Annotated in this window: 8 protein-coding genes and 1 pseudogene; 4 read left to right on the forward strand and 5 right to left on the reverse strand. The window is 66.9% G+C overall.

What is annotated here, in order from left to right; genetic code table 11:
• Positions 1-11: 11 nt before the first annotated feature.
• The 4 genes from ACK8CO_RS07620 to ACK8CO_RS07635 are packed head-to-tail and all read right to left on the reverse strand — an operon-like array spanning position 12 to position 6,120.
• The gene (locus ACK8CO_RS07620; protein WP_414898723.1) at positions 12-1,025 is read right to left on the reverse strand and encodes a GDP-mannose 4,6-dehydratase; all 1,014 of its coding nucleotides are present in this window, start codon (positions 1,023-1,025) and stop codon (positions 12-14) included.
• Positions 1,026-1,934, reverse strand: coding sequence for an NAD-dependent epimerase/dehydratase family protein (locus ACK8CO_RS07625; RefSeq protein WP_414898724.1), 909 nt, complete (start codon positions 1,932-1,934; stop codon positions 1,026-1,028).
• Complete coding sequence (locus ACK8CO_RS07630) at positions 1,931-3,844, reverse strand: methyltransferase domain-containing protein (protein ID WP_414898725.1); 1,914 nt, start codon at positions 3,842-3,844, stop codon at positions 1,931-1,933. Before ACK8CO_RS07630 ends, ACK8CO_RS07625 begins: the two co-directional genes overlap by 4 nt.
• Positions 3,841-6,120 (reverse strand): glycosyltransferase, encoded by a 2,280-nt coding sequence (locus ACK8CO_RS07635; protein WP_414898726.1) that lies wholly within the window; start codon positions 6,118-6,120, stop codon positions 3,841-3,843. The genes ACK8CO_RS07630 and ACK8CO_RS07635 overlap by 4 nt, the downstream gene beginning before the upstream one ends.
• A 306-nt stretch (positions 6,121-6,426) precedes the next feature.
• Here ACK8CO_RS07635 and ACK8CO_RS07640 point away from each other — a divergent pair, with 306 nt between their 5' ends.
• From ACK8CO_RS07640 to ACK8CO_RS07655, 4 genes and pseudogenes are all read left to right on the forward strand, one after another.
• Positions 6,427-8,850 carry a glycosyltransferase gene (locus ACK8CO_RS07640; RefSeq protein ID WP_414898727.1) on the forward strand — a complete coding sequence of 808 codons (2,424 nt, stop codon included), beginning with the start codon at positions 6,427-6,429 and terminating at the stop codon, positions 8,848-8,850.
• A 45-nt stretch (positions 8,851-8,895) separates the two neighbouring features.
• Positions 8,896-9,624, forward strand: coding sequence for a CatB-related O-acetyltransferase (locus tag ACK8CO_RS07645; protein WP_080615051.1), 729 nt, complete (start codon positions 8,896-8,898; stop codon positions 9,622-9,624).
• Positions 9,621-10,382, forward strand: a complete 762-nt coding sequence (locus tag ACK8CO_RS07650) for a hypothetical protein (RefSeq protein ID WP_414898728.1) — start codon at positions 9,621-9,623, stop codon at positions 10,380-10,382. The genes ACK8CO_RS07645 and ACK8CO_RS07650 overlap by 4 nt, the downstream gene beginning before the upstream one ends.
• 1,070 nt (positions 10,383-11,452) lie before the next feature.
• Positions 11,453-12,472: pseudogene (locus ACK8CO_RS07655) on the forward strand (IS110 family transposase).
• 260 nt (positions 12,473-12,732) lie between these two features.
• Here the strand turns inward: ACK8CO_RS07655 and ACK8CO_RS07660 are convergent.
• Positions 12,733-13,173: a VOC family protein gene (locus ACK8CO_RS07660; RefSeq protein ID WP_414898729.1), complete on the reverse strand. Its 441-nt coding sequence runs from the start codon at positions 13,171-13,173 to the stop codon at positions 12,733-12,735.
• Positions 13,174-13,329 lie beyond the last annotated feature (156 nt).

Below are 13,329 nucleotides of genomic sequence, written 5' to 3' on the forward strand. Positions count from 1 at the left end.
CCCGTTTCTTGCTACCGCACCAGCCGGACCGCGCCCTCGGCCACGCGGCCGCGCCAGTAGTCCAGGAGGTCGCGCATCGTCGTCTCGAAGGGAATTTCGGGCGCCCAGCCGGTATGGGCGCGGAACTTGGCGGTGTCGGGCACCTGCAGGTCGGCATCGATCGGGCGCAGGCGCTCGGGATCGGTCTCGACCCGGATGCTGTCGCGCGCCGACGAGAGGCCGATCAGATGCTCCAGCATCTCGCGGATGGTGCAGGTATGCTCGCCGCCGATATTGTAATAGGCAGCGGGCAGGGGCTTCACCGTCACCAGCATGTAATAGGCCCGCACCGCGTCGCGCACATCGGCGAAGGTGCGCAGGCTGTCGAGATTGCCGACCCGGATCACCGGCGGAATGGCATTGGCCTCGATCAGCGCGATCTGCTTGGCGAAGGACGATTCCGCGAAGACATCGCCCCGGCGCGGCCCGGTATGGGTGAACATCCGCGTCGTCATCACCTTCATGCCATAGGCCTCGCCGTAGAACCGGCCGATGAGATCGGTGCCCACCTTCGAGATCGCGTAGGGCGAGGCCGGGTGGAAGGTGCATTCCTCGTCGATGGGCAGCTTGTCGCGCGGGACCCGGCCGAAGACCTCGGAAGAGGCGCAGACATGCACGACCGCCCCGGGCACCGTCCGCTTGATCGCTTCCAGAAGGCGCGAGGTGCCCTCGACATTGGTGTCATAGGTCTCGAGCGGCGCATCGAACGAGGTCTTTGGATAGGACTGCGCGGCCAGGTGGAAGACATAGTCAGGCCGGGCCTCCTCGACCGCGTGCAGCAGCGAAAGCGAGTCGCGCAGATCGCCATGCACGAGGCGCAGCCGGTCGCGCTGGTTGATGCGGTCGGTCAGATGGGCGATGTTGTCCATCGGACTGCGCCAGCGGGCCATGCCGGTGATGTCCCAGTCGGTCTCGGCCAGCAGGAAATCGGTCAGGTGAGAGCCGACCATTCCGGTGATCCCGGTTATCAGCGCGCGCTTGGGCATTCAGGGCAACCTCGTCTCGACTGGTTCCGGAACGGAAGGGGCGGCGGCGAGCATCCAGCTCAGGGTGTCGGCCAGCCGATAGCGCGGCACATGGCCGAGGCGCCGGGCCCGGGCGGTGTCGCAAGCCTGAAACCGCATGTCGCCCGTGCGGATGAAGCGTTCGTCGCGGCGGATCTCGGGGGCGTGGCCGCTGATCCGGGTCAGGGTTTCCAGGATCTCGGCAATGGCCGTGGCCCGCCCGCTTGAGACATTGACCGCGTCGAGGCTGCGCGCGGGGGCATCGAGCGCGCGGGCCAGAATATCGGCGGCATCGCGGATATCGACGAAATCGCGGGCGATGGCGGTGTCGCCCATGGCGATCTCGGGGGCGCGCTCGGCAAAGGCCCGGACCAGCTTCGGCACCAGATAGCGCGGGTTCTGCCCCGCCCCCATGCAGTTCGAGGGCCGCGCGATCGTGATGTCGAGCCGGTCGCGATACCAGCCCGCGAAGACCTCGGCCAAAAGCTTAGAGGCCCCGTAATGGTTGGGCGGCTGTTTCGGGTCGGTCTCGCGCTGGGGCGCGGGCCCGCTGTCGCCATAGACGCTGGTGGCGCTGACCAGCAGGAACCGGCCCGGCAGCCCGGCCGTCGCGGCGGCCTGCAACAGCCGCTCGGTCAGGAAGGCGTTGGTCTCGTAGAAGGCGCGGGGATCGCCGCCTGCGGGGTTCGATTCCGCGGCCAGATGCACCAGATCGGTGACGCCATGACCGGCAAGCCAGGCGGCCAGCGCCCCGGGATCCGAGAAATCGGCGGCGGCGCGCCCCATCGGCACGGTCTGCCAGCCCCGCACGGCCAGGACCGGAACGAGATGGCCGCCGACGAAACCGCCGGGGCCGGTCACGGCGCAGACCCGCGTGCCAGCACCGCTCATCTGGGCTTCTCGGCCACGAACAGGGCCTGACCGGGGCCGAGATAGCCGAATTCGCGCGACCAGTAATGAAAGATGAAGGGCCGCCGGAACCCGGCCTCGCGCAGCATGTCCATCACGTCCCAGCCGAAATGGCGGAAGCACAGCGCGCCGCCCTCTTCGTCGACCGGGTTGCCGTGGATCTCGGCGGGCAGGTGATGGACGATGCGGCCGTCGGACGCGAGCTCGGCACGGATCGTGCTGGGATAGCGGTCGAGATGTGCGGGCACGCTGAAGATCAGGGTGCCGCCCGGTTCGAGCACCCGGAATGCCTCGGCGAAGGCGCGCTCGGGATGCGGCACATGTTCGAGCACGTCGAAGCTGAGCAGGAAATCGAAGCTTTCGGACTGGAAGCTCAGCGCCTCGAAATTCTCGTTCCGGACCCCCTCGAACATGCCGCCCTTCGGCACCCGGTTGCCGAAATACTCGCTGCCGGTCAGCCGGGAGAACCGGCGGGCCAGCACATCGTAAAGCACGGTTTTCTGTTCGGTGATGTAGATCCGGCTGTCCGGCGCCGGATCGAATTCCTGCAGGAACAGGTGAACCGAGGCGCGCACGCGGTTGGGCAGGCCGCAGGAGCGGCAGGCGACATGCTCGCGCCAGTTCGGAACGGGGATGCCCTCGGCATCGGTCGCGCCGCTGTAGAGAAAGCTGGTCACCATCGGATGGTGGCCGCCGCAAACCGCGCAATAGCCCGGAAACTCGAACGCCTCGCGGCCGTCCCTGGGTGTCAGAGCGGCCTCGGTCGTGCGGCGGCTCTCGATCTCGCGGGTCTCGGCCGTCAGAAAGCCGAGATACTGCTCCATGGTGAAGGCCTGCCGCGCGAGCAGGAAGGACTCGGGCCTGCTCCATGAGGTCGCCCCGCCATCGCCGGGCGTGTGCTCATTGCTGCCCGCCGCGCCGTTCCAGAAGAAGGCATAGGGCATCTGCCTGAGCCGCCGGTTCTCGGGCGCCGTCAGCCTTGCGCGGTAGCGCCGGACCAGCGGCCCGTAACCGAACGAGTTCGAGATGTAGAACATGCCGCTATGGCGCGACAGCTGCTCGACATCCTCGAGGATGATACCGCTGTAATGCACGAAGCGGAGCGGCTGGCCGTTGCATTGCAGCGCGCTGTCGGGGCCGTGGATCCGGCGTTCGTGCAGGTTCCAGTAGGCGACATTGTAGCCCGGATGGCGCAGCACATGGACATTGTCGAGAAAGCCCGGCAGCAGATCCATCCATTTCTGGTCGACGAAGATACCGCGCGGCAGGTCGATGATGCACTGGTCGACCATCCGCCGCGCCCACCAGCGGACCACATCGGCCACTGCCTCGGTCGCGCGAAGCGCAATGAAGCCGAGATTGTAGATCCCGTAGCGCAGGAAATGGTCGTCCTCGAACTCGGCGCGTTCGGCCGGTTTCAGGACATGCGGCGTCAGCACCGCCGAAGCGCCCGCATCGAGAGCCCCGGCGACCTCGATGAGCGGGCTGAAAAGCTCGATATCGGGATCGAGATAGACCACATGGGGCGCCTGCTCTGCCGCATCTGCCCGGCTCTGGGAGAATTCCCTCAGGAAGCAGTAGGGTTTGATCGCGGTGCAGAGCTCGGTGATGTTGTAGGTCCGGATCATCCGCTCGAGCGCGGGAATGCCCAGCACCTCCAGCGGCGCGACAGTCATCCCCAGCGCCTCGGGGTCGTAGCCCATGTCGCGATCGCAGAGATAGACGGTGAAAACCGCGTCGGGATGGGCGCGACGCACGCTGTCGCAGAGGATCCGCGCCCCCGGCAGGAAATTCCGGGCACAGATGGTGAAGAAGCGCAGCGCAGTCCCGGTCCCGGCCCCGGTCTCGGGGACGACACGAAGATACGGAGCGGCCATGGTCCCGTCCTTCATGCCGAGACCTCGTCGAGCAGCGCATTCAGTTTCGCCGCGACCGCGCGACGCGAATAGCGGGCCTCGCAGAAATCGTATCCGGCGCGGCTCATTCGGGTCCAGAGCATCTCGTCTCCATGAAGGCTGAGAACGGCCTCGGCAAAGGCCTCGGGGGTATCGGCGACGAGGATGTCGCGACCGGACTGCAATCCCATGCCCTCGGCCGCCAGCGAGGTCGCGACGCAGGGCACGCCATGAGAGAGGCTGGTGCCGATCTTGCCCTTGATGCCCGCCCCGTAGCGCAGCGGCGCCAGGCTCAGCCGCACCTGTTCGAGGGCCGCGCCCAGATCGGGCACGAAGCCCAGCGCCTCGACCCCTTCGGGCAGGCGGTCCCGCAGCCGCGCGGGGAAATGCGGTCCGACGATCTTCAGCACCATCTCTGGATCGCGGGCCCGGATCGGCGTCCAGAGCTCATCGAGAATGTATTCGACCGCGTCGATATTGGGATGATGCGCAAAACCGCCGATGAACATCAGCCCCCGGCGCTGGCTGTATCCCGCCCTGGGCGGGCTGAACTCGTTGACCATCGGGATCAGGTGCAGATTGGCATGGCCGAGCGTCGGCGAAAGCTCGTTCATCTCGGCCTCGGACAGAAGGATCGTCGCATCGCAACGCTGAATGATGTCGCGTTCGCGGGCGAAGGTGGTCTGGGCCGCGAAGGCACGCGCGGTGCTTCCGGCGATCCGCGCCTCGCGCAACTCGCGCAGGCCGTGCAGATCGACGGTGTTGAAGACCAGCCGCGCCTGCGGAAACCGGGCGCGGGTCCGCTCGACGAATTCGCCGCCGGCATAGATCCGGGTCAGCAGGAAGGAGAGCCGGTCATATCCCGCGGCGGCGATATGCTCGCAGGCCTGGGCATAGTTGCGCACCACCGGATCGGTCAGGCAGACCACGCCGCGCGCCGCCAGCGCCAGCGCATAGGGGTTGTCCCACATCCGCCGGGCGGTGCTGTAGAACACCACCTCGGCGCCGCGCTCGAGAAAGATGTCGATAAAGTTCGACGCGGTGACCGAACCGGCATCCTGATCGGGCATCGGCGGCACGCTGTCGACGAAGATCACGGCGTCGGCCGGCCCGGGATTGTTCGGCAACCTGCCGTCATCGGCTTTCGCCGGTTCCGGCGGCTCGGAGGGCTCGTCATCCGACAGGACCAGGGCGCAGCCCTGCACCGCGAAGACCGGTCGGCCGGACCCTGCCAGCGGGGCCGCGAGCCGGGCGATGGCCTCGGTCATGCGAGGCCCGTCCTTGCCCCGGACCCGGGCCGCGGCATCGCGCAACGCCTCGACCCGGGCGAGGCCGAAGCCCGGATCGAGCATCGCCGAGGGTTTCAGCCGGAACTGGAACGGATCGAGGAAATGGGCATCGCGCCCCAGCGCCACAAGGCCCTCCTGGCCTGCCCGCACCCGGAAGCCGGAGCGCCAGAGCCGACCGTCGCCCCGGACCAACGAGGCCCCGGCATGGGCAAGCACGGGATCGTGCCGCAAGGCCGCCCCGAGGAAATGCCAGGCCGAGATCGCGGGCGAGAAGGCGACCTCCCACAGCCCCACGAATTCACCATCGAGCCCCTTCAGCACGGCCTTCAGATCGGCAAGTGCGGCATCGGCGGTGCGGTTCCAGTATCGCAGCCGGTCGCGCCCCTTGCCCCGGCGCCGCCCGGCACTCGGGCTCAGCACATGGACCGTGCCGGTGGTCAGCGCCAGCGCCTGCTGGATGCGATCGGCCGGTACATCGCCCGTGCCATCGCAGAACAGCACAAGCGGATAGCTCACCGGGCCGGGCGCGATCCCGTAGGGAAAGCCGCGCCCCATCAGCGTATCGGGCAGCCTGGTCAGGTCGAGCCGCCGCAGCTGCGAGGCCGCGATACAATCGAGCGGCGTGAACAGGCCGGAGAATTTCAGCACCGGCATCTCGCCGGACGAACTGCCCTCATTGCCAGGGTCATGCGAGATGACGCGGCCCTCGGCGCGGCCGAACCTGACCCAGTGATAGAACGGGTTCAGGCCTGCATCGCGGACATCGGGATTGATCTCAAGATAGCTCATCCCGTCGAAATCGGGACGGGGATTGCGGCCTTCCCGGGCACCGTAGCGCACGTAATGCACCAACGGCTTCATTCCTGTTTCGGCGACATCGGGGTATTGGGTCAGATACCAGCGGGCATCGAAATCGCGGGCGATCGCACGAATGACTTTCGAATTGCGCAGCGCCGCGCCGACTCGTCCGATCGGTGAAACCATGGTCGATCCCTTGCGGGCTATCGCCGGATCATTCGCCTCTCGGTCAAAGGCTCACTCGATAACAGGGAATTCAACATCGCACGAGAAGGCGACACATACAGGAAACCCGGAACACGTGCCCGTAAACAAACTTTCCTATTTCGATTAATTCATACACGTTCGCCCAGGAGGTTTCAATTCAATTGCCAAAGCAACGCTTGCTTGTGCGGATCGTCGCCAGCGACGCGACGGCTCCCCCTCCCGTGAGTTGCCTTGGCCATGGCCATCAGCTACCACGGGGAGACTGCTGAACGAAGACGGGCTGACATGACGACCTCACGGCTCGCGGCCACGCGGCGGGTACTCAAGACATTTTTCTGGATGCGGATGCGCGGGCGCCGGAAGGGCATCGCGCTGCCATTCGACCATGATCGCCCGGGTCAGCTGGATCTGCAGACTGCAGACGGCGTCATCCGGATCTCGGCAGGTGCCGCGCGCATCGCGCGGGTCGGCTCCGAGGCCGCGACGATGCTGCTGGCCCCCGATGCGGAAGGCAGGATCAGGCACGATCTTCCGGGCATGCGCTTCCTGACCTGGCACGATGTCCGAAGTGGCCAGGAAATCCGGGTGCCGCTGTTTCGGGCCCGCGATTACGCCTTCGGCGGCCTGCGCGCCGCGCTCAGCCTCATCCTGTTCCCGTTTCGTCACAATGCCGATCTCATCGGCTATTTCTTCCGGGGCGACAGCGCCGCCGGCGACCGGCTGGAACGCGCGCTGCTGCCGCAGCTTGTCGATGCGGACCATATGCCCGAGGCAGGCACGGAGCTTGTCGGCGACTGCCCGATGCCCCCCCTGACCGAGCCCGTCGACATCGTGCTGCCGGTCTATAACGCGGTCGAGGTGCTGACGCTCTGCCTCGAGCGGATCGCCGCCAACACACCCGAGCCGCACCGGCTGATCCTGATCGACGACGCCTCGCCCGACCCGAGGGTGCGGCCGCTGCTGGAAGATTTCGTCCGCCGCCATCCGCAGGCGCGGCTTCTGGTCAATCAGCAGAATCTGGGTTTCATCGGCACCGTCAATCGCGGCCTTGCCGAGGCGCGGGGCCATGTCGTGCTGCTCAACAGCGATGCGCTGGTGCCGCCGGGCTGGCTGACCCGGCTGATGGCCCCGATCCTCGACGATGCCTCGATCGCCTCGGTGACGCCCTTGTCGAACGATGCCGAGATCTTCGATGTGCCGGTCGAATGCCGGCCCCGGCCGCTGGGCCCGGGCGAAGCCGAGGCCGCCGATCGCGCGGCCGCCCGGCTGAACTGGCGCCGGGTACTCTGCGAGGCGCCGGTCGGCGTGGGCTTCTGCATGGGGATGGCCCGGCACTGGCTCGACCTGCTGCCCGAGCTGGATACCGCCTTCGGCCGCGGCTATGGAGAAGAGGTCGACTGGTGCCGCAAGGCCGCAGCGCTGGGCGCGCGCCATGTCTGCGCCGCGCATCTCTTCGTCGAACACCGTTCGGGCAGCTCGTTCGGCGCCGAGAAGGCCGAGCGTGTGCGTGCCAACAACCGGCTGATCTCGAACCGCTATCCGGGTTACGACCTGATGGTGCAGCAATTCCGCGACAGCGACCCGCTGGTCGGCCCGCGCCTCGCGGTCGGGATCGGCATGCTCGGGCGCGGCGCGCCGCTCCGGATCTATCTGGCGCACCGACTGGGCGGCGGCTCCGAGCTTTGGCTGCAGGCCCGGCTCGAGGAGGTACTGGTCGAAGACGCCGCGGCGCTGGTCCTGCGCGACGCGCCCGGCACCGACCGGCTTCAGGTCGAGCTTTACTGCCGCGAAGGGGTCACCCGGGGCCTGCTGGACGCCTCCGATCTGGCCGCGATGCTGGCCGGTCTCGACGCCCGGCATCTCATCTATTCCAACCTCGTCGCGTCCGAGGACCCGCTGGGGCTCATGCAGCAGGCGCTGTCCTGGCTTGCGCCCGGCGACCGGCTGTCGGTGCTGTTCCACGACTTCCTGCCGCTTTGTCCGTCCTACACGCTGATCAGCAGCAAGGGCCGGTTCTGTGGCCTGCCCGGGCCCGAGACCTGTCAGTCCTGCTATGCCCGGCTCGCCGTCACCTCGGGCAGGCGCCCCCCCGAAATCGCGACATGGCGCGCGGGCTGGCGCAGGGTGATGGAGCGTGCCGACGAGATGATCGTCTTCTCCGAGGACAGCCGCAACCACCTGGCCCGGGTCTGGCCCGGGCTGGCCGGACGGATCGTGCTGCGGCCGCACCGGCCCGACCACCTGCCGCGCCGGGTCGTCCCGCCACGGGACGCTTCGCTGACAGTGGGTGTGCTGGGTGCCATCGGCCATAACAAGGGCGCAGGCATCCTCCGCGATCTGGCCGAAAAAGCCGCACCCGATCTCGGAATCGTGGTGATCGGCAAGATCGACCCCGCCTTCGCCCATCGCCGCATCCGCGTTCACGGCGCCTACGGGCGCGACGAGATCGCCGATCTGGCCGAGAAATACCGCATTGGCTGCTGGCTGATCCCGTCGATCTGGCCCGAGACCTTCTGCTTTGCCGCGCATGAAACGCTCGCGACCGGCCTGCCGGTCTTCGTCTACGACATCGGGGCGCAGGCCGGCGCGGCGGCGGCGGCGATCAACGGCCATCTGTTGCCGCTGGGCTGCGAGGGCGAGGCGCTCGACCGCCACCTGCGGCGGCATCTGGGCGCAGGCATCGCGATGCCGCCCGCACTGTCGGCCTGAGCCCGGCAGAACAACCGACAAAGACAAGAACAGCCAGGAGAGCAGATGAGTACTGTTACCGTTTCCATTGGAGACCTGACCGGCAAGGGTGTCGAGGTTCTGCCGCGCGGCTCGTCGAAGCTCAGGATGCCACGCCGCACCCGGCTCGAGGCGCCCTGCAGCCTGAAATGGACGCAATACGAGTTCTCGATCGAGCTTGGCGCCTTCTCCTATCAGGTCTCGGGCTATTGCTTCGCCGCGCGGATCGGGCGCTATTGCTCATTCGGCGAAGAGGTGCAGATCGGCCGTCAGGACCATCCGCTGACCTGGGCCTCGACCAGCCCGATGTTCTACCTGCATGACCGGGTGTTCGAACTTGGCAACGGTTTCGCGGGCTCGGCCGAGTATCACGATTACCGCTTCGTCAATGGCAAACCGCCGACCAGGGCCAAGATCACCACCATCGGCAACGATGTCTGGATCGGCCATGGCGCCATGATCCGGGCCGGGGTGACCATCGGCGACGGCGCCATCGTGGCCGCGCGTTCGGTCGTGGCGCGCGACGTGCCGCCCTATGCGGTGGTCGCGGGGAACCCTGCCGTGATCAAGAAATACCGCCTGCCGCCCGAGCAGATCGAGTTGATGCAGCGCGCGCAGTGGTGGCGTTTCGCCCCCTGGCAGATGACCCATCTCGACGCGACCGATCCCGCGGCCTTTGCCGAAGGCGTGCTGCAGATGACCGACACGCCCGAATTCCGGCCCGATGTGATCGATCTCGGGAGCGGCGCAGCATGAGCCCGATCATCTTCCTGCATATTCCGAAGACAGCGGGTCAGGGCATCCATGCCACGCTCGAGGCACTGGTGGGCGGCCCCGAGCATGTCTCGCCGGTCAGGGTGCATACCCAATGCCCGGACGGATCGCAGTTGCCGCCCGGTTACGATCTCTATTCCGGCCATATCGACTGGACCGAGCTCGAGACCCTGCCGCCTGATCGCTTTGCCTTCACCGTGCTGCGCGACCCGCGCGAACGGATCGCCTCTTTCTACTTCTTCCTGCAGAAAGAGGCCCGGGCACTGTCGCCCGAGGCTCTGGCGCATCCCGCGAATACCGGCAAGCGCGCGGCGCTCGAGCTTTCGGCCGACGACTATTTCTTCGGCGGCACGCCCGCCTGGCAGAACTTCGTGCGCGATCACTACGACAATTTCTATACTTCCTATCTGGCGACGCGGCGGATGCGGGGACGCCAGCGGCTGCGCAAGCTGACTGCGGCCGAGCGGCTGGACCTGGCGGCGCAGGGCGCGGCGGCGCTTCAGGGGATCTACGAGGTCAACCGGCTGCAGCGGCTGGAAGCCGATCTTTCGGTGCGGTTCGGCAAGCCGGTGGAACTGGCCGGGCGGATCGTCAATGCCGGCGAACATGCCCCGGACGAACGGCGCTGGCCCAAGCTCCTTGACCGGTTCGAACACGACGCCTCGGCCGCGCGGCTTGCCGAATTCGTCTCTCTCGACGAAAGGCTGATGGCCGAGCTGCTCTCGTCCCGCGTGTCTTGATCGGCTGACGCCGGCAGGTGGCACGGTCTTTCCTCCGGGCCCGGAACGGCGGCGGCCCCGGGCCTCCGGAAGGAGGAAAGCCAGGCTGGTGCGAGACGCGCTGGCCGAAGACCCCGAAGCCGCGCTGCCACCTGTACAAAGCGGTGATCGCACGCGCGTCCGACCGCGCCTATACCCGGCCATTGCGGGGTGCGGCGGCCCGCAGGCTCTGGCACGTCGACACCGTCGAGACCTGGGGAGGCAGAGACCGCCGACCGCGTTCCCGGCCGGATCTGGATCCTTCAGGCCCGGTTTTCCACCTGGCAGGCACTGGACGATCCCGAAGCCGCGCTCGCGCTCCTGCCCGACGTCCCGCTGGCGCCGACGCTTCTGGATCGCATGGGGCCACCGGCTGCTGCTACGGCTGCAGCGGCCACCGGCCGGATCGCCGCAGAGCGGGAACCCGGCCTGGTCTAAAAGGTCCGCCGCGGCGACCTTTCCGGACACGTCTTCCGGCATTGCGCGGCGTGGCATCCCAACCGGGAGCGCATCCGCTCCGAAATCGTGGCCGTACTCGGCGAATGGACGCGCACCGAACAGATCTGCACGCGCCTGCTCAAGTGCCAGGGACCGGATAAATCGCGGCTTTATCTGCGGGCACGCGCCAGTCTCGCGATGGGCCGCACCGGGGCGCCCGACAGCGTGCTGACGCGGCTGCCGGTACTCGATCCGGCGCATTTCCGGGGCGGCGAACAGACGGCCACGCTCTGTCTGGCCTCTGGCCGGACAGAGGACGATCTCGCAGGGCTCCAAACGTCCCGACAGCACCCGCGTGCGATATCGATGTCACCTAATATGCGCGACCTCGAGCTGACCTTACATCACGATGCCGCCCCCCTGCGACGGCCGTGGAAACGCAGGCCGCGGAGAGGGGCAGGCGTTTCCCTGCTGGGGACCGCCCCGCCCACGCTTTCCCGGCGGGGATGTCGGCGGGCCCGGCCCTTAGCAGATGGGGTGGATGGCTCCCGCCCCCGGCGTCGCAATGCGCCTTAGTGCAGGTGTCAGAAACTGCAATTGAGAGGAGCCACCCCATGCAAGTTAGCACTGTCGGCCTCGACCTGGCAAAGAACATCTTTCATGTCCACGGAGTTACCGCGATCGGAGAGGTTGCCTTCAACCGACCTTTGCGCCGGGCGCAGGTGCTGGCGTTCTTCGGATGACTGTCGCCCTGCCTCATCGGCATCGAAGCCTGCCCATCGAGCCACCACTGGGGCCGCGAGCTTGCGAAGCTCGGCCATACTGTCCGGCTGATGCCGCCGATGTATGTCAAACCCTACGTGAAACGGGGCAAGTACGACGCCGTTGATGCAGAAGCCATTTGCGAAGCCGTGACACGGCCGACGATGCGTTTCGTCGAGGTCAAGTCCGAGGACCAGCAGGCGCTCTTGTCTCTGCACCGCGCACGCGACTTCGTGGATCGACAGCGCACCCAGTTGATCAACATGCTCCGGAGCCTGGCCGCGGAGTTCGGCATCGCCATCGCCCGGGGCGTCGCGCGGGCCATCGATTTTGCGAAAGGGATCATCGAGGGCAAGCAGCCGGGGTTGCCCGAGCTCGCCCGGGACGTCCTGCGGGTCCTCAGCCGACAGCTGGTCGATCTGCACAATCGCCTCGGCTGGTACGAGATCACGATGCGCATTCAGGCCCGTCTCAGCCGCCAGGCTCAACTCCTGCAGACCATTCCCGGCGTCGGGCCCGTCACGGCCTCGGCCGTGGCCGCTACGATCGGGTCGGGCCGCCAATTCCGGAGCGGTCGAGAGTTTGCGGCGTAGCTTGGCCTGACACCGCGCAATCATTCCAGCGGCGGTAAGGAGCGGTTGGGAAAGATCACCAAGATGGGTGACCGATACCTGCGCCAGCTCATCGTCGTCGGAATGACATCGCGCGTGCGACAGGTCGCCAATCATCCGGAACGCGCCGATCCATGGCTGACGAAGCTGTTGCAAAGAAAGCCAGTCCGGCTCGCGACCGTGGCCATGGCAAACAAGACGGCACGAATCATGTGGGCCGTTCTGACCAGGGACGCGCCCTGCAAACCACACGCGGCGTAGCCCGCCGAGTGCTCGAGAGATAGCAAGACCGACGATGTGATGGTGTACCCTTCAGCCGCAACGATCAGGACGCTCCGCCGAATGTCCCGGGCGAAATTGCCCGCAAAGCAGATAGGAACCTGATCTGCGGATCCCATCAGGGCCAGCGGTGCCAACCGCACAAACAGGCCGGACACAAGACCGCTTCTGAAAAGGTACACGCAGTCTCATTTACATCTTGCTATGCGGGAGCCAGCCACACAGGACATTCGGTCGCCGCCTCAGGGATCGCGCAACCATGGCGTTTCGGTGACGGCCAGCAGCAGGCCCTCGGGGCTGAGAAAGCGCGTCACCTTCTGGCCCCACGGCTCCTGCCTGTTGGCGACCAGAAGCTGACAGCCCCGAGCCAGCAACGCTTCGGTGGCCTTGGCGATATTCTCGACATCGAATTCCAGCCATGCCTGCGGCGTCGGCAGATCGGCGGGCCACTCGTCGAGGCCGAAGCAGGATTGCGCGGCCTGCACAAGCGGCCAGAGCGCGAAATGTCGGCATCCGCTCAATGCGCCATCCTCGGTCAGAAGATAATCCTCGTTCTCGCCATGGGACTTAAGCGGCAGGCCCAGTGTCTCGACATAAAGCGCGCGGCTGCGCGCGGGATCCGTGGTGATCGGCCCGAAACCGGCAACGAAAAGCACCCCAAGCCCTGAAAACGTACGGTGCATCTCTGTCTCCCCCATCTGCGCCCTGTCGCATCATCTGCGGATATGCCGCGTTCCGCAAAGGATAACCGCCCGGTCCCGAAGCCCCGGTCTCGGCCCCGAGGCCGGACCTGCGCCCCGGAAGGGTCGCCCCTCACACACAGCGGCGCCCCCCTGTGG

It is taken from the genome of Rhodovulum sp. HP10 (assembly GCF_047553435.1).
Classification (GTDB): Bacteria; Pseudomonadota; Alphaproteobacteria; order Rhodobacterales; family Rhodobacteraceae; genus Rhodovulum.